The sequence below is a fragment of the Streptomyces sp. NPDC037242 genome (genome assembly GCF_055604165.1).
In genome coordinates this window covers 25,180-40,970 of record NZ_JBVJUY010000024.1, presented here as the reverse complement: position 1 = coordinate 40,970, position 15,791 = coordinate 25,180, and the positions used below count along the sequence as shown (strand labels likewise).

General features: G+C 74.8%; 14 protein-coding genes. 1 reads left to right on the top strand and 13 read right to left on the bottom strand.

The annotated features are described in order from the left end of the window. Positions 1-10: 10 nt before the first annotated feature. From ACZ7GJ_RS26035 to ACZ7GJ_RS26005, 7 genes are read right to left on the bottom strand one after another with little or no spacing between them, the layout of a single operon-like run. Positions 11-1,402, bottom strand: a complete 1,392-nt coding sequence (locus tag ACZ7GJ_RS26035) for a nucleotide pyrophosphatase/phosphodiesterase family protein (RefSeq protein ID WP_470755186.1) — start codon at positions 1,400-1,402, stop codon at positions 11-13. Further along, positions 1,399-2,577, bottom strand: a complete 1,179-nt coding sequence (gene eboE / locus ACZ7GJ_RS26030) for a metabolite traffic protein EboE (protein ID WP_470755183.1) — start codon at positions 2,575-2,577, stop codon at positions 1,399-1,401. Before eboE ends, ACZ7GJ_RS26035 begins: the two co-directional genes overlap by 4 nt. 4 nt (positions 2,578-2,581) lie before the next feature. Then, positions 2,582-3,430 carry a TatD family hydrolase gene (locus ACZ7GJ_RS26025; protein ID WP_470755181.1) on the bottom strand — a complete coding sequence of 283 codons (849 nt, stop codon included), beginning with the start codon at positions 3,428-3,430 and terminating at the stop codon, positions 2,582-2,584. Then, positions 3,430-4,023 (bottom strand): EboA domain-containing protein, encoded by a 594-nt coding sequence (locus ACZ7GJ_RS26020; RefSeq protein ID WP_470755316.1) that lies wholly within the window; start codon positions 4,021-4,023, stop codon positions 3,430-3,432. The genes ACZ7GJ_RS26025 and ACZ7GJ_RS26020 overlap by 1 nt, the downstream gene beginning before the upstream one ends. 11 nt (positions 4,024-4,034) lie before the next feature. Next, positions 4,035-4,877, bottom strand: coding sequence for a sugar phosphate isomerase/epimerase family protein (locus tag ACZ7GJ_RS26015; protein WP_470755179.1), 843 nt, complete (start codon positions 4,875-4,877; stop codon positions 4,035-4,037). After that, a complete protein-coding gene (locus ACZ7GJ_RS26010; protein ID WP_470755177.1) occupies positions 4,874-6,052 on the bottom strand; it encodes an SCO3242 family prenyltransferase in 1,179 nt (392 codons plus the stop codon). The genes ACZ7GJ_RS26015 and ACZ7GJ_RS26010 overlap by 4 nt, the downstream gene beginning before the upstream one ends. Beyond that, positions 6,049-7,236: an inositol-3-phosphate synthase gene (locus tag ACZ7GJ_RS26005; protein ID WP_470755175.1), complete on the bottom strand. Its 1,188-nt coding sequence runs from the start codon at positions 7,234-7,236 to the stop codon at positions 6,049-6,051. Before ACZ7GJ_RS26005 ends, ACZ7GJ_RS26010 begins: the two co-directional genes overlap by 4 nt. Positions 7,237-7,457: 221 nt before the next feature. Between ACZ7GJ_RS26005 and ACZ7GJ_RS26000 the strand changes: the two genes are divergently transcribed. Beyond that, positions 7,458-8,540, top strand: coding sequence for a methyltransferase (locus tag ACZ7GJ_RS26000; RefSeq protein ID WP_470755173.1), 1,083 nt, complete (start codon positions 7,458-7,460; stop codon positions 8,538-8,540). A 40-nt stretch (positions 8,541-8,580) separates the two neighbouring features. Here the strand turns inward: ACZ7GJ_RS26000 and ACZ7GJ_RS25995 are convergent, their stop codons facing one another. From ACZ7GJ_RS25995 to ACZ7GJ_RS25970, 6 genes are all read right to left on the bottom strand, one after another. Continuing rightward, positions 8,581-9,945, bottom strand: coding sequence for an MFS transporter (locus ACZ7GJ_RS25995; protein WP_470755172.1), 1,365 nt, complete (start codon positions 9,943-9,945; stop codon positions 8,581-8,583). A gap of 10 nt (positions 9,946-9,955) precedes the next feature. Then, a complete protein-coding gene (locus ACZ7GJ_RS25990; RefSeq protein WP_470755170.1) occupies positions 9,956-10,846 on the bottom strand; it encodes an alpha/beta fold hydrolase in 891 nt (296 codons plus the stop codon). Positions 10,847-10,903: 57 nt separating this feature from the next. Beyond that, positions 10,904-12,409: an FAD-dependent monooxygenase gene (locus ACZ7GJ_RS25985; RefSeq protein WP_470755168.1), complete on the bottom strand. Its 1,506-nt coding sequence runs from the start codon at positions 12,407-12,409 to the stop codon at positions 10,904-10,906. A gap of 53 nt (positions 12,410-12,462) precedes the next feature. Then, positions 12,463-13,959 (bottom strand): FAD-dependent monooxygenase, encoded by a 1,497-nt coding sequence (locus ACZ7GJ_RS25980; protein WP_470755166.1) that lies wholly within the window; start codon positions 13,957-13,959, stop codon positions 12,463-12,465. 2 nt (positions 13,960-13,961) lie between these two features. Next, entirely contained in the window at positions 13,962-14,897 is a 936-nt protein-coding gene (locus ACZ7GJ_RS25975; protein ID WP_470755164.1) for an aromatase/cyclase, read from the bottom strand. 94 nt (positions 14,898-14,991) lie between these two features. Continuing rightward, positions 14,992-15,780: an SDR family NAD(P)-dependent oxidoreductase gene (locus ACZ7GJ_RS25970; RefSeq protein ID WP_470755162.1), complete on the bottom strand. Its 789-nt coding sequence runs from the start codon at positions 15,778-15,780 to the stop codon at positions 14,992-14,994. Positions 15,781-15,791 lie beyond the last annotated feature (11 nt).

The window sequence follows — 15,791 nt, the reverse complement described above, 5'->3', positions numbered from 1 at the left end:
TGCGGGCGCCTCAGCCGGGCAGCCCCGCCAGGCGCAGCAGCAGCGGCTTGACCGCGGTCGCCGCCAGCGGTCCGCCGACGCCGTCCGGCAGCGAGCACAGGATCAGCGGGGCGTCGTCCTCGCTGCCGGGCAGCCGCCCGTGGCTGCCGCGCACGGGGGAGGGGTCGAGGGGGACGACGGCCATCCGGTAGCGCATGCCGAGCTTCTTGCGGGCGAGCGCCCGGGCCGCCTTGACCTTGACGTAGGGGTCCTCGGGGTCCATGAACAGCTCGGCCGGGTCGTAGCCGGGCTTTCGGTGGATCTCCACCTGCCGGGCGAAGTCGGGGGCGCGGGCGTCGTCGAGCCAGTAGTAGTACGTGAACCACGCGTCCGGCTCCGCGACGGCGACGAGCTCCCCGGAGCGCGGGTGGTCCAGCCCGTGCTCCTTCTTGCCCCGGTCGTCGAGGAGCTCGCCGAGGCCGGGCAGGTCCCGCAGCGCCTCGCGGGTGGCGTCCACGTCCTCGGGGCGCGCCACGTAGACGTGGGCGATCTGGTGGTCGGCGACGGCGAAGGCCCGCGACGCCCCCGGGTCGAGGTACTCCATCCCGTCCTGTACGTGGACCTCCAGCAGCCCCGCCCGGCGCAGGGCGCGGTTGATGTCGACGGGCCGGCTGACCGGGGTGATTCCGTACTCGGACAGGACGACGACGGTGCGGCCCGAGCGGCGGGCGTCGTCCAGCAGCGGGGCCAGCGTCCGGTCGAGGTCGGCGGCGGCCCGGTGGGAGCGGGGGTCCTCGGGGCCGAAGCGCTGGAGGTCGTAGTCGAGGTGGGGCAGGTAGCACAGGGCCAGGTCGGGGCTGCGGGTGGCGAGCACGTGCCGGGTGGCGTCGACGATCCACCGGGAGGAGGCGAGGCCGGCGCCCGGCCCCCAGTAGTGGAACAGCGGGAAGGTGCCCAGGCGCTCGGTGAGCTCGTCGTGCAGCTGCGCCGGGCGGGTGTAGCAGTCGGGTTCCTTGCGGCCGTCGGAGTAGTAGACGGGGCGGGGGGTGACGGTGATGTCGGTGTCGGCGCCCATCGCGTACCACCAGCAGATGTTGGCGACGCTGTAGCCGGGGTGGGAGCGGCGGGCCGCGTCCCAGATCTTCTCCCCGCCGACCAGGCCGTTGTGCTGGCGCCACAGCAGCACCTCGCCGAGGTCTCGGAAGTACCAGCCGTTGCCGACGATGCCGTGCTCGCTGGGGAGCGCGCCGGTCAGGAAGGTGGCCTGGGCGGAGCAGGTCACCGCGGGCAGCACGGTGCCCAGCGGGGCCCGCGAACCGGCGGCGGCCAGCTCGGCCAGGCGCGGCATGTGCTCCAGCAGCCGGGGGGTCAGCCCGACCACGTCCACGACGAGCAGAGGCGTGGGTCCGGTGGTGTCCGTCATGGCAGCTCCGTCAGTCCCAGGTCGGTGAGCAGGTCGCGGGCAAGGGCGAGTTCGGCGGCGATGCCGTCGGCGAGGGTGGCCGGGCCGTCGGGCCGCAGCCCGGCCGGCAGGGCCTGCCAGGTGTACGTCTCCACCTCCAGGTGGTGCGTACGGGCCCCGCCCTGGCCGAGCAGCCCGGCCAGTGCCTCGCGCAGCACGGGCAGGGTGGAGGTGAGCGGCGGCTGCGGGTCCGCGTGCAGCGGCAGGTGGAAGTGGGCCCGCCAGGGCCCGGTCTCGGGCAGCGCGCCGCCGGCCAGGGCCTCGCCGAGGTCGTCGGCGCCGTGCAGCCGGCCGTCGCGGTCCAGGGTGCGCGTCTGGTGCAGGAAGCGGGGCTCGGCGTACGCGGCGAGCGCGGCGCGCACCTCGGGCAGGTGCGGGTGCTCGGCGTGCAGGGCCGCCGACAGCTGCGCCTTGACCACCGGGATGCCGGCCTCGGCCAGCGCGTCGAGCGCGGCCTTGGGCTCCTCGAAGGAGGTGGCGAGGTGGCAGGTGTCCAGGCACAGCCCGATCCGCTCCCCGGCGGCCGACGCCAGCGCGGCGACGGCGTCGGCGGTGGTCTCCACCGTGCAGCCGGGCTCGGGTTCCAGGCCCACCCGGATGGACCGCCCGGTCCGCTCCTGGAGCTGGTCCAGGTGCGCGGTGAGCCGCAGCAGCGCCGCCCGGGCGGCGGCCGCGGCCCGCGGGTCGTCCTCGTACGGGGTGCGCCAGGCCAGCGGGAGCGTGGAGATCGACCCGTGCCCGGCGTCCTCGGGCAGCAGCGCGGCGAGCACCGCGGCGAGGTCCTCGGTGTAGGCGAGGCGCTCGGGCTCGGTCCAGTCGGGCCGGTACACGCGGTACTTGACGTGCTCGGCGCCGAAGCCCTCGTAGGGGAAGCCGTTGAGGGTGACGACCTCCAGGCCGCGCCGTTCCAGTTCGGCGCGCAGCAGGCCGAGCGCCGCCGGGTCGGCGGTCAGGGTGCGGGCGGCGTCCCGGGCCAGCCACAGGCCGATGCCGAGGCGCTCGCGGCCCAGCCGCAGCCGGACCGGCTCGCAGTTGTCGCGGAGCTGGGCCAGCACCCCTTCCAGGGTCTCCGCGGGGTGCACGTTCGTGCAGTAGGCGAGGTGGACGGTCGACCCGTCCGGGTGCGCGAAACGCATCGGCTCATTCCCCGCCGCGGAGTATGGAGTTGCCGGCGTGCAGGGCCGCGGGCTGCGGGAGCGCCAGGTTCAGGCGCCCGCTGAGCCCGTAGAAGGCGACGGGGTTGCGCCACAGCACCAGGTCGACGGTGTCCTCGTCGAAGCCGGCCGCCAGCATGGCGTCGCCGACGCGGCGGGTCTTGAGCGGATCGCTCTTGCCCCAGTCGGCGGCCGAGTTGACCAGGACCTTCTCCGGGCCGTACTCGCGCAGCAGCGCGACCATGCGGTCCTCGTCCATCTTGGTGTCGGGGTAGACGGAGAAGCCGAGCCAGCAGCCGGCGTCCTTGGCCTCCTTCACCGTCGTCTCGTTCAGGTGGTCGAGCACCACCCGGTCGGGTGCCAGAACCGACTCGCGCACCACGTCGATCGTGCGGCGCAGCCCCTCCAGCTTGTCGCGGTGCGGGGTGTGCACCAGCGCCGGCAGCTCGTGCTCGGCGGCCAGCTGGAGCTGGGCGGCGAGCGCGGCGTCCTCCTCGGGGGTCATCGAGTCGTAGCCGATCTCCCCGACGGCGACGACGTTGTCCTTGACGAGGTAGCGGGGCAGCTCGGCGAGGACCGGCGTGCAGCGCGGGTCGTTCGCCTCCTTGGGGTTGAGCCCGATGGTGCAGTGGTGCGCGATGCCGTACTGGGCCGCCCGGAAGGGCTCCCAGCCCAGCAGCGCGTCGAAGTAGTCGTAGAAGGAGGCCGGCGAGGTGCGCGGCTGGCCCAGCCAGAAGGCCGGTTCGACGAGGGCGCGCACCCCGGCCGCGTACATGGCCTCGTAGTCGTCGGTGGTGCGCGAGGACATGTGGATGTGCGGGTCGAAGATGCGCATCAGAGCGAAGCTGCCTCTCGGGTCAGGTCGAGTACGAGACTGAGGTCGCCGGGGACGGTGCGGCCCGCGGCCGTACGCTCGGCCTCCTGGCCCCGGAGCATGCGGGCGAGTTCGCCGTCCCCGGCTGCGCGGCGGGCGAGGTCGGCGACCGAGGCCACGGGCACCGAGGTGAACAGGCACTTCAGGACCGCGTGCCGCCAGGCGTGCGCGTCCAGGTGCTCGGCCGCGTACGGGCCGACGGCGGCCGCCACCAGGCGGGTGTCGTTGGTGCGCAGCGCGTCCTCGACCAGCGGCAGCCCGTCGGCGGGGGCCAGGGACAGCCGCGGCAGCGCGAGGAGCACGGCGCGCCGCTCGGCCGCGGTGCCCTGCCGGTAGAGCCGTACGACGGTGGCCGCGTCGGGGCGGGCGGCCTCCAGGAGCTGGACGCGGGCCAGGTCGGCCCCCTCGTCGGTGCCGCAGCGGCGGCCCGCCTCGGCGAAGCGCAGCTCCCACACGGGCAGCCCGGCGGGGCCGGCGCCGCCGCGGTGCTCGCGGGCGGCGTCCAGGGCGGCGACGAGCCAGGCCCGGCCCGGGGCGGGGATCCTGGACTCCATCTGGGGGATCGTCACGGGGTGCCTCCGTTGCGCAGGAATCGCAGGGACCGGGCGGCCTGTTCGGGGCCGGCGTGGGAGTGGCGGGGCAGCTCGACGACGGTCAGCCCCCGGTAGCCGACCTCCTCCAGGGCCGCCAGCACGGGCGGGAAGTCGATCTCGCCGTCGCCGAAGGGGAGGTGCTCGTGGACCCCGCGGCGCATGTCCTCGATCTGGACGTGCCGCAGCCAGGGCGCGACCGCGCGCACGCAGTCGGCGGGCGGGCGCGGCTCCAGGCACTGGCAGTGCCCGATGTCGAGGGTGATGCCGAGGGACCGCGGGCTGCCGAGCTCGGTGCGCAGCCGGTGGAAGTCGTCGAGGGTGGCGAGCAGATGTCCCGGCTCGGGCTCGACGGCGAGCGGCACGCCGGCGCTCTCGGCCGCGTCGAGGACGGGTCCCAGGGTGTGCGCGAGCGTCTTCCACGCGGTGTCGGGGTCGGTCCCCTCGGGCCGGATGCCGCTGAAGCAGTGCACGGCGTTCGCGCCGAGGTCGGCGGCGACGCGCACGGCCCGTACGAGCAGGTCCGCGCGGACCGCCCGCAGGGCGGGGTCCGGGTCGAGGAGCGAGGGGCCGTGCTTGCGGCGCGGGTCGAGGACGTAGCGGGCCCCGGTCTCCACGGTCACGTCGAGCCCGAGCCGGTCGAGGCTGCGGGCCACGTGCCGGGTGCGGGCGGCGAGGCCGGGGGCCATCGGGTCCAGGTGCATGTGGTCGAGCGTCAGGCCGACGCCGTCGTAGCCGAGGTCGGCCAGCAGGGCGAGGGCGTCGTCCAGGCGCAGGTCGGTCAGGCCGTTGGTGCCGTAGCCCAGGCGCAGGCTCATGTGGGGCTCACCTTCCGTGCGAGGCGCCGGGCCACGGGGACGAGGCCGGCGAGGGCGATGGCGGTCCCGGGCGACCCGGCCCGCGCGGCGAGGGCCGCCTGGAGCGGGATCATGGCCCGGATGCCGCCGCCGACGGCCCGCTGGGTGAGCGGCGGCGAGGGGTTCAGCGCGGCGTGCAGGAGCGGCCGCCCGGCGGTGGCCGCGTACATCCCGGCCACCGTGGCCCCGGCCACCGCCCGCAGCCCGCCCCGGTCACCCGCGGCGAGCGCCCGCAGCCCGGCCGCGATCCCCCCGGCCAGCCCGCCCGCGGCGACCAGCCGCAGCCCGGCCGCCAGGGCGCCGCCGCCCGTGTCCCGCGCCCGGCCCGGCAGCCGGTCGGCGCCGGGTCCCGCCGGGGCGGCTCCGGCCAGGGCCCACAGGACGTCCGCCGGACCGCGGCCGGCCAGGGCCGCCACCGGTCCGTGCTCGGCCGGCAGCCGGGGGCGCGACGCGTCCGGCGCCACCGCGCAGAGCACGCCCGAACCGCCGCCGGTGAGCACCGCCAGCACCGCCGTGCCCGCCAGCGCGGCCAGCGCCGTCGCCGGCGCCCCGCCCTGCGTCTCGCGCCGCGACACCGCGGTGACGGCGTACGTGTGCACGCCCAGCATCCCCGCGGAGGCGAGCGCGGGCCGCAGCCCCGCACCCGCCGGGCCGGGCGCCGCCGCGCCGGAGGCCGCCGCACCGGAGGCCACCGCGCCCAGCAGCAGGTCCAGGGAGCGGGCCGCGGCCATCGCGGCCGGGCCCGCCGGAGTGTGCTTGAGCCCCAGGTCGTACGCCCACACCGTGCCCGCCAGCGCTCCGGCGACCGCCGCCGGCCGGCGCCCCGCGCAGGCCGCCAGCGCCACCCCGGCGGCCGTCAGCGCGCCGGCCGCGGCCAGCGCCGCACCCGGCCGGATCCGCCCCGACGGGATCGGCCGGCCCGGACGCTCCACGGCGTCCTCCTCCCGGTCGGCCCAGTCGTTGAGCGCCATGCCCGCCGAGTACAGGCACAGCGAGGCGCCGACGGCCAGCGCGGTCCGCGGGCCGGGCCGCACCCCGGCCGCCGCAGCTCCCGCGAGCGCGTCCCCCGGGACGGTGAACAGCGCGGAGATCCGCAGCAGTTCCGCCCAGGCCCCGAGCCCCTGGCGTCCGCTCACTTCGAGCCGCCCAGCCGCGCGGCGAAGGCCAGCAGGTCGTCGTACTGCCGCGACAGCGCGGCCTCGTCGCCGTCGGGGTCCTTGAAGTAGAAGCCCAGCTCCGGCCGCGGCCCGGCCAGCCCCACCTCGTGCGCCCGCGCCAGCAGCCGGGCCAGGTCCAGCACCAGCGGCGCGGCGAGCGCCGAGTCGCAGCCCTGCCAGGTCGTCTGGAGGGTCATCCGGGTCCCGAGGAACCCCTCGAAGGCGATGTGGTCCCAGGCCGTCTTCCAGTCGCCGAGCGCCGGCACGTCGTCGATGTGCGTCTCGCCCTCGGGCAGCGTGCCCAGCGCGTCCTGCAGCACCCGGGCCTTGCCCGCGTTCTTTGCGGCGGCCGCGGCCGGGTTGCCGCCGAGGGCCGCGCCGTCGCCGCCGCCCAGCAGGTTCGTACCCGACCAGGCCAGCACGTCCAGCTCGCGCTGCGCGAACATCGGCGCCAGCACCGAGCGCAGCAGCGTCTGCCCCGTCTTGCCGTCCCGTCCCGCGTACGGCAGGCCCGACGCGGCGGCCTCAGCCTCGGCCGCCGGGTGGCGCAGTCCCGCCGAGGGGGTGAAGTTGACGTACGGGCAGCCCGCCCGCAGGGCCGCCCGCGCGTAGAGGGTGCTGGCCGGCAGCCGCCCCGCGCCGGGCACCGCGACCGGCTCGGTGGAGGCCACGTTGACCACGACCGTACGGGCCGTGCCGCGGCGGCGGGAGAAGTCGACGATGTCCGCCGCGAAGGCGGCCACCAGTTCCTCGTCGGAGCGCTGGTCGCCCGCGAGCGGCCCGCCGGTGCGTATCTCCGCTTCCGCGTCGGCCAGTTCGCGGTGGACCGCCGACGCCAGCCCGTACGGCAGCACCCCGCCCCCGGCGAGTTCCTCGGCCCGCTTGGGCAGCGACCCGGCGGCCACGTCGTGCCCGCCGAAGACCAGCGAGCCCAGCGGCGGCACCCCGCTGCCGGCGAACGCGGCGCTCTCGGTGACCAGTCCGGCCGCCGGCCACAGCCCGGCGGCCAGCGCGGCGCCGCCCGCGACCACCGTGGTGGCCACGGAGCCGCGCGCACCGATCAGCCACACCCCCGTCGTGGGACCGGGGGCGGCCGCGGGCGGATCGGTGCCGAGGGCCGCGGCGAGCGCGGTTTCGGTGTCGGTGTCGGTGGGATGCGGCATGGCCGGCCTCCAGAGCACATCGGCGCTTGTCGTCCGCAGGTCCTGGCTGGAATTGAATTGGACCTGCCGGACAAAAACGTAGCCCCGGGCTCTTGAGCCCACATCGAAAGCGGCGCGTTCTCAAGCCGACGTCGAGACCGGCCCGAGTCGTTGTCGTGCGGCCGGCCCCACTCTGTCGTCCAGGATTCCAGGATCGATTGCCGGCCCTCCGGAGGAGACTCATGCCCGCATTGCCGCCCCCGCGCGTCGTCCGCACCGTAGAAGGGGTGCGGTCGGGTCTTCAGCGACTGACCCGGAAGCTCGCGCCCGCCCCGTTCGCCCTGCTCGAACTCGCCCAGGGCTCGATGGTCACACAGGCCATCTACGCCGCCGCCGAACTGAACGTCGCGGACGCGCTGGCCGACGGCCCGCTGACCGTCGACGAGCTCGCCGTCCGGGTCGAGGCCCACCCCGAGTCCCTCTACCGGCTGCTGCGCCTGCTCGCCAGCTACTCGATATTCACCGAGCAGAAGGACGGCCGCTTCGCCCTCACCCCGATGGGCAGCGCGCTGCGCTCGGACGTCGAGATGTCCATGCGCGACACCGCGCTGCTGATGGGCCACCCCACCCACTGGGAGGACTGGGCCTTCCTCGTGGACTCCGTCCGCACCGGCGAGGCCAGCCTGCCCAAGCACCGCGGGATGGGCGCCTTCGAGTACCTGGAGTTCGACAAGGAGTACGGCGAGGTCTTCACCAACGGCATGGGCGGCATGTCCGTGACCGAGACGCTCCCGATCGTCTCCGCCTACGACTTCTCGCGCTACGCCACCATCGTCGACTTCTGCGGCGGCCAGGGCGGCCTGCTGGCCGGCATCCTGGAACGTGCGAAGAACAGCCGCGGCATCCTGGTCGACCCCCGCATCGAGACCAACGGGGCCCACGAGTTCCTCGCCGGCGCCGGGGTCGCCGACCGCGTCACCGTCGAGAACCGCGGCCTGTTCGACGTCCCGCCGTCCGGCGGCGACGCGTACATCCTCAAGCACATCGTCCACGACTGGCCCGAGCACCAGGCCCTGGAGATCCTGCGCAACGTCCGCGAGGCGATCAGCCCCGACGGGCGGATCCTGCTCATGGAGATGGTGCCCACCCCGGGCAACTCGGCGCACTCCGCCAAGCTCATCGACCTGTGGCTGATGCTGCTGGTCGGGGGCAAGGAGCGGACCGAGGAGCAGTACCGGGAGCTGCTGGCCACCGCCGGATTCGAGCTGACCGGCGTCCACCAGACCGCCGCGGCCATCTCCATCATCGAGGCGCGGCCCGTCTGACCGGGCGGCTCACACCACGACCGCCACCGCGCGGCGGCCCTCAGGGCCGCCGCGCACTCTCGTGCGCCCACCCGCCGCCCGGCCCCGTCGGCCCGGTGGCCCCGGTGACACCCACCGGTCCCGTCACACCCACCGGTCCGGCCACACCGGCCGCACCCGGCGCGCCCTTCGCTCCGGCCGGCGCCCCGGTCCGGTTGCGGACGCTGCGCGCGGCGGCGGCCGCGGCCACCAGGGCCGCCGCCACCGAGGCGAAGCCGCCGAGGAACAGCCCCGAGCGGGCGCCCGCGTGCTCGGCGAGCGCACCGACCAGCAGGCTGCCGAGCGGCGTACTGCCCTGGAGGATCAGCGTGTACAGGGCCATCACGCGCCCCCGGTACGCGGGATCGCTGCCCAGTTGGATGCGGTGGTTGGCCGCCTGCGCGAAGTACAGCGCGGCGAAGCCCGTCACGAACAGCAGCACCAGCGCCGAGTTGAAGTTCGGCGCCAGTCCCGCGGCGATCTCCGCCACGCCGAGCCCCAGCGCCGCCAGGATGACCGTACGGGCCGCGGGGCGGCTGCGCCGGGAGGTGGTGACCAGCGCGGACAGCAGCGCGCCGCCCGCGTACGCCGTGGTCATCAGCCCGAAGGAGTTCACCCCGGCGTCGAACACGGTCTTGGCCAGCAGCGGCAGCAGCAGCTGGAAGTTGAGCGAGAACAGCCCGATCGCGCCGACCAGCAGCACCGGCATCGACAGGTCGGGGCGCCCGCGTACGTAGCGCAGCCCGTCCGAGACCTTCACCGGCCCGGCCGCCCGCTCCCCGCGCAGCAGTTCCCCGGGCCGCATCATCCGCAGCGCGGCCACGGTCGCCAGATAGGTGGCCGCGTTGACCACCATCACCCAGCCGGTGCCGAGCAGTGTGATGAGCAGACCGGCCAGCGCCGGCCCGGCCACCCGGGCGATGTTGAAGTACGCCCCGCTGAGCGCGGACGCGTTGGGCAGCAGCTCGGGGCCGACCAGCTCGCTGACGAAGGCCATCCGGGTCGGGATCTCGACGGCGTTGACCACGCCGAGGCCGAAGGCGCACACCCAGATGTGCCACAGCTGTACGGAGCCCGCGAGCGCGAGGACGGCCAGCACCAGGGCCAGCGCCCCGGACGCCAGGTTGGCGGCGGTCAGCAGCATCCGCTTGTCGTGGCGGTCGGCGAGCCGGCCCCCGTACAGGGTGAACAGCAGCGGGGTGAACTGCAGCGCGGTGACCACGCCCAGGGCGGTGCCCGAGCCGCCGGTCAGGCCCAGGACCAGCCAGTCCTGGGCCACGACCATCATCCAGGTGCCGGCGGCGGAGACCACCTGGCCGCCGGCGAACAGGCGGAAGTTGCGTACGGACAGCGAGCGGAACGCGTGCGCGATGCGGCTGTGGCTCATGGGCGGGCGGTCACGCCCCGCGCCCGGTCCGGGTCACGCAGTCCTCCAGGAAGGCCAGGGCCCGCAGGTGGTACGAGCGGGCCGCCCAGCCGAGGCTGATGTTGTGCCCGGCGTCGGGCTGCCGGTCGATCTGGACCCGGGGCGCGGCCGTCAGCCGGCTCGCCAGGTCGGCGAGGTCCTGCTCGCCGTGGTGCCACCACGCCTCGTGCTCGGCGAAGGTCAGCCGGATCGGGACCCGGATGCGCGGTGCCAGCGAGGCGAACAGCTCGGTCCAGTGACCGAGTTCGCCCTGCTCGCGCGGCGGCATCGGGGCCACGACCTTCGAGCTGTGGCGGAAGGTCCGCGGCGGGTAGAGGCGCAGCGGACCCCACTGGCGCCGGTTGTCCTTGAGCCCCTCCACCGGGTCGCCCGGGGCGAAGCGGTGGCCGCAGCCGGAGATGTCCAGGCCCAGCAGCCCGTCCGCCCCGGTCAGCCCGGCGGCGGTGGACATGACCAGCTTGCCGCCGTAGGAGTGGGCGAGCAGGAACAGGCCCGCCCCGGCGGGGTAGCGGGAGGTGAAGTCGGCGAGGGCCTCGCGCAGCAGCACCGCCTGCCCGGCGAGCGCGAGCCCGTCGGGGAACAGCGCGGCGGAGTCCCCGTACCCGGGCCGGTCCACGGCGAGGACGGTGTAGCCCAGGCTCGCCCCGAGGGTGAGCAGGGAGGTCTCCGGGTGGGCCTGGCCGTCGAAGTAGCCGGCGTTCATCCCGCCGCCGTGCACCGCGATCACCGTGGCCCGCGGCTCGATGTGCTCGGGCATGCTGAGCAGCGCGGACAGGGTCACTCCCGCCGCGTCCAGGGTGATCCGGCGCACGCCGGGGGAGAGGCCCTCGGCTGTGGCCGGGACCGTCACTGTGGTGTCCATCGGTTACCCCCGTGGTGCGCCGGCCGCCGGGCCCGCGGTGCGGGCCCGGCGGCGTGGTCAGTGCGCTGCGCCGAACCAGCGGCTCAGGGCGTGGTCGAGTTCCTCGGCGCTGTCCCCGGCCCAGGCGACGTGCCCGTCGGGACGGATGAGCAGTGCCGCCGTGCCGTGCAGCGGATCGTCGCCGTCGACCGGCTTGGCCGTGGCGGTGGTGACGCTGATCTGGTGGCCCCGGCCCGCCGCGGCCGCGCGCAGCGCGGGGCTGTCGGCGAGGTCGAGGAGGACGGGCCGGCCGCTGTGCAGCAGCCGGGTGGTGGTGGTCTCCGCGCCCTCGGCGGTGATGAGGGAGCGCTGCGGCATCCGGGCGCCCTGGAGCGGGTGGCCGCCCTCGCCGAAGTCGTAGGCGATGTCGAGGCCGGAGACGATGCCGGCCAGGTGGCGCTTGACGTCGTCGTAGCCGATGAGCTCGGCGAACAGCGCCCGCAGCGGGTCGGACTCGGCGCCGCCGAGGAACACCGTGCCCTGGGCGCTGGTGTTCATCAGCAGCCGCTCGCCGACCGGGTGCCGCTCACCGTGGTACGTGTCGAGCAGGTCCTCGGGGGCGCCGCCCGCGACGACCGCGGCCAGCTTCCAGCCCAGGTTGGCGGCGTCCTGCACACCGGTGCTCAGCCCCTGGCCGCCGGCCGGGAGGTGGATGTGCGCCGCGTCCCCGACGAGCAGGACCCGGCCGCGCCGGTAGTCGGTGGCCAGCCGGGCGGCGTCGGTGAAGTAGCTGACCCACTCGGCCCCGCCGGCCCGGATGTCCTCGCCCGTGATGTGCTCCCAGGCGTCGGCGACCTCGGCGAAGGTCACCGGCTGGGCGTCGCGCCCGCGCGCCGGGACCCCGTCGGGGCAGACGATGATGCGGTCCACGCCGGGGGCCAGCGGCGCGGCCATGACCATGCCGTTGGGCTGGCGCTCGCCGAGGAACCGCGGGCGCAGCGAGCAGCCGGTGACGTCGGCGAGGAACATCGCGCGGGTGGCCGCGCTGCCGGGGAAACCTATCCCGGCCGCCTTGCGGACACTGCTCTGCCCGCCGTCGCAGCCCACCAGGTAGGAGGCCCGCAGCTGCTGCACCCCGTCCGGGGTGGACACGGTGATCTCGACGCCGTCGCCGTCCAGGAAGCCCTCGGACAGGTCCAGGAAGTCCCAGCCGCGCCGGATGTCCGCGCCCAGTTCGGTGGCCCAGTCCTCCAGCACGCCCTCGGTGATGTTCTGCGGGATGCCGCGGGCCCCGAAGTGGGCGCCGGGCAGCACCGTGTAGTCGAACTGCACACCGCCGAAGTGGCCCAGCGGGCTGGTCTCCAGCGTCTCGCCCTGGCCGAACCGCGGGAGCAGCCCCCGCTGGTCGAACACCTCCATGGCGCGGGCGGTGAAGCCGAGGCCCCGGGACTGGCCGGTGGGCTGGTTGAGGCGCTCGGTGACGATGACGCTCGCCCCGCCCAGGCGCAGCTCGCCGGCGAGCATCAGCCCGGTCGGGCCGGCGCCGACGATGATGACGTCCGCGTCCACGGCAGTCCCTTCCATGGTGGTCCTCTTCTCTGGCTTCTCGGTTGAGTCTTCAGGGCGCGGGGCCGCGTTCAGCGCGCCGCGCCGAACCAGCGCTCCAGGGCGGCCCGCAGTCCGTCGCCGCGGCCCGCCGGGCCGGCCCAGACCACATGGCCGTCCGGGCGTACGAGGACGCAGCCGGCCCCGTCCAGCGGTCCGCCCGGTTCGGCGGGGCGGGCCACGGTGACCGCGACCCGGTCGGCCCAGGCCCCGCGCACCGCGGCCGGCACCTCACCGCCGCCCAGGTCCAGCAGCAGGCCGCGGCCGGTGCGCAGCAGTTCGGCGGTGGTGAGCGGGCCCTCGGCGGACACCAGCCGCAGCAGCGGCAGCCGGGCGCCGAGCAGCGGATGGCGCTCCGGCTCCGCCTCGCCGCCCACGTCGTAGCGGACGTCGAGCCCGCTGATCATTCCGGCCAGGTGGGCCCGTACCGGTTCGAGGCCCATCAGCTCGGTCAGCACCGACCGCAGCGGCTCCACCTCGGGGCCGCCGAGCAGCAGCCCGGCCTGCGCCTCGATGTTGGCCAGCACCCGCCGGCCCACCGCGTGCCGCTCGGTGTGGTAGCTGTCCAGCAGCCCCTCGGCGGCCCGGCCGGTGACCTCGGCGGCCAGCTTCCAGCCCAGGTTGAAGGCATCCTGCACGCCCAGGTTCAGCGCCTGCCCGCCGATGGGCATCTGCTTGTGCGCCGCGTCGCCCGCGAACAGCACGCGGCCGTGGCGGTAGCTCTCCAGCTGTCGGCTGGCGTCCCCGAAGGCGTTGACCCACAGCGGGGTTCCCCCGCTGATGTCCTCCCCGGTGACCCGCTTCCAGACGTCGGCGACCTCCACGAACTCGGCGTCCCGGGTACGGGGTCGCGCGGTGGAGCCGAACTCGTGCACCATCACCCGGGTCACCCCGTCCGGCCGGCGCGCGGCGATGGCCAGGCCATGCTCCAGCCGCTCGAAGCGCCGGTTGGGGACCTCGATCCCCGCGACGTCCGCGCGGATCAGCTCCCGCCCCGCGTCGTGGCCGGGGAAGGCCGCGCCGACGAGCCGTCGTACCGTGCTGTCCTCGCCGTCACAGCCCACGAGGTAGCGGGCCCTCACCCGTACCGCGGTGCCGTCACGGCGCACGGCCTGCGCCTCGACGTAACTGTCGTCCTCGCCGCCGCCGGACAGCGCGAGCAGCTCGTGCCCGCACCGGATGTCGACGCCGAGGAACAGCGCCCACTCCTCCAGCAGCGCCTCGGTCCTGGTCTGCAGGACCTTCCACTGGCCCGGGTAGGGCCCGGGCAGCGTCAGGTCCAGCGGGATGCCGCCGAAGTGGCCGCGCGGCTCGTTCGGCGGGCTGCCGAACTCCTCGATCTGGCCGCGGATGTCGAGGATCTCCATGGTGCGGGCGTGCAGCGTGGAGGCCCTCGACTCCCTGCTGGCCGCGTGCCGCCGCTCCAGCACGACCACGTCGGCGCCGCCGAGGCGCAGCTCCGCGGCGAGCATCAGCCCGACCGGGCCGGCCCCGACGACAACGACCTGGGTGTCCAGCAGGTCCGCCATGGTCAGCTCTTGTTCTCGGCGTAGGCCTTGGCGTGGTTGAGCGTCGCCGTGCTGTTGGTGCTCAGCGCGGTGTGGACGTACTCGCGGGCGTCCGCCACCGTGGCCTCGTCGCCGAGGATCCTGGCGATGTTGGCCGTGTTGAGGGTGACCGTGTGCTGCGAGGAGGCGGCGGTGACGCCGTCCTTCTCCACGAAGGTCCACTCACCGGTGTGCAGGGTCATCAGCGCGGGCAGCGTGACCTGCTTGTAGGCGATCTTGTGGTCGGGGAAGACGACCCGGTACGACTTGGTGGTGTGCACCGAGCCGTCCTTGGCGCGGGTGTCCATCTCCAGCGTCTGCAGGCCCGGGACGTCCTCGGTGAGCCGTACCACGGCCACGTGCGGCAGGCGCTCGGCCCACCGGTCGGCCTCGTTGATGAAGTCGAAGGCGTCCTTCGCCGACCCGTTGATCTCCACGGTGTCGGTGAAGGAGAAGGTCAGGTCCTCGGCCGCGTGGGCCGCTTCGACGTTCTCCTTGAGGGCGGCCAGCTCGGAGGTGCTGTTCTTGTCCACCGCCCGCTCGATCCACAGCAGGTCGTGCGGGTCGTCGCCGATCGCGCTGTAGTCGTGCAGCAGCCGCACCCGGGTCTCGGACTCGCCGAGGGGCTCCAGGATCCAGGTCCCGCCCATGGCGGCCACCGGCGGCGCCGGGATCTCCTGGCGGAAGGTGATGCGCAGGCCCTCGGGGTCGAGGGTGCGGCGCGAGGTCCAGTTCTTGGCGTCGCCGTTGGCGGTGGCCCAGATCCGGATCCGCTCCTCGGATCCCTCGGCCTCCACCCGGTCGACGTGGATGGTGGGCGGGAAGATCCGCGGCCAGTTGGTCACCTCGGCCAGCAGCCGGTAGACGGCACCGGCCGGGGCGCTGATGGTGATCTCGTGCTCAACCTCACGGGTCGTCATCTTCGATTCCTTAAGGTTCTTCGGTCAGGGCCTCCGGGCCCGCGTGCCCGGAGGCCCTGGGAGGGGTCCGCGAATGTGCCCGCCTGGCGGCGGATCAGAAGTTGCCGAGCCCGCCGCAGACGTTGAGCGCCTGCGCGGTGATCGAGGCGGCCGTGTCCGAGGCCAGGTAGCCGACCAGGCCGGCGACCTCCTGCGGCGTGGAGTAGCGCCCGAGCGGGATCTTCGACTGGAACTTCTCGAGGATGGCGTCCTCGGAGGTGTCGTAGGCGGCCGCGTAGCCCTGGCGCACCTTCGCCGCCATCGGCGTCTCGACGTACCCCGGGCAGACGGCGTTGACCGTGATGCCGGTGGGGGCGAGCTCGTTGCCGAGCGCCTTGGTGAAGCCGACCACCCCGTGCTTGGAGGCCGAGTACGGGGCGCCGAGGACGACGCCCTGCTTGCCGGCGGTGGAGGCGATGGAGATGATCCGGCCGCGGCTCTTGTGCCGCATCCCGCCGGTGGTCAGCACCTCGCGGGTCAGCCGGAAGACGCTGTTGAGGTTCGTCTCGATGACGTCGTTCCACAGCTCGTCCGCGATGTCCGCGGTCACCCCGCCGCCGGCCCGGCCGGCGTTGTTGACCAGGACGTCGACCGTCCCGAAGCGGTCCACCGCGGCCTGGACGAACGCCGTCACCGACGCCCCGTCACGGACGTCGAGGACACCGCCGTCGACCTCCAGGCCCTCGTCCTGGAGCTCCTTGACCGTGGCGGCCACGTTCTCGGCGCTGCGCGCGCCGATGAACACCCGGTGCCCCTGCTGAGCCAGCAGCCGGGCCGACTCCAGCCCGATCCCGCTCGTCGCGCCCGAAACCAGCGCGACCCGTGCCGTCGTGTTCTGCGTCATCGTGAAATCAG

Excerpts from the sequence above, each read along its gene's own strand:
- ACZ7GJ_RS26015 (WP_470755179.1), bottom strand. The coding sequence starts at position 4,877 with ATGAGCCTGCGCCTGGGCTACGGCACCAACGGCCTGACCGACCTGCGC.
- ACZ7GJ_RS25970 (WP_470755162.1), bottom strand. The coding sequence starts at position 15,780 with ATGACGCAGAACACGACGGCACGGGTCGCGCTGGTTTCGGGCGCGACG.
- ACZ7GJ_RS26020 (WP_470755316.1), bottom strand. The coding sequence starts at position 4,023 with ATGGAGTCCAGGATCCCCGCCCCGGGCCGGGCCTGGCTCGTCGCCGCC.
- eboE (WP_470755183.1), bottom strand. The coding sequence starts at position 2,577 with ATGCGTTTCGCGCACCCGGACGGGTCGACCGTCCACCTCGCCTACTGC.
- ACZ7GJ_RS25990 (WP_470755170.1), bottom strand. The coding sequence starts at position 10,846 with ATGGACACCACAGTGACGGTCCCGGCCACAGCCGAGGGCCTCTCCCCC.
- ACZ7GJ_RS25995 (WP_470755172.1), bottom strand. The coding sequence starts at position 9,945 with ATGAGCCACAGCCGCATCGCGCACGCGTTCCGCTCGCTGTCCGTACGC.
- ACZ7GJ_RS25975 (WP_470755164.1), bottom strand. The coding sequence starts at position 14,897 with ATGACGACCCGTGAGGTTGAGCACGAGATCACCATCAGCGCCCCGGCC.
- ACZ7GJ_RS26000 (WP_470755173.1), top strand. The coding sequence starts at position 7,458 with ATGCCCGCATTGCCGCCCCCGCGCGTCGTCCGCACCGTAGAAGGGGTG.
- ACZ7GJ_RS26005 (WP_470755175.1), bottom strand. The coding sequence starts at position 7,236 with ATGCCGCATCCCACCGACACCGACACCGAAACCGCGCTCGCCGCGGCC.
- ACZ7GJ_RS25985 (WP_470755168.1), bottom strand. The coding sequence starts at position 12,409 with ATGGAAGGGACTGCCGTGGACGCGGACGTCATCATCGTCGGCGCCGGC.
- ACZ7GJ_RS26025 (WP_470755181.1), bottom strand. The coding sequence starts at position 3,430 with ATGCGCATCTTCGACCCGCACATCCACATGTCCTCGCGCACCACCGAC.
- ACZ7GJ_RS26035 (WP_470755186.1), bottom strand. The coding sequence starts at position 1,402 with ATGACGGACACCACCGGACCCACGCCTCTGCTCGTCGTGGACGTGGTC.
- ACZ7GJ_RS25980 (WP_470755166.1), bottom strand. The coding sequence starts at position 13,959 with ATGGCGGACCTGCTGGACACCCAGGTCGTTGTCGTCGGGGCCGGCCCG.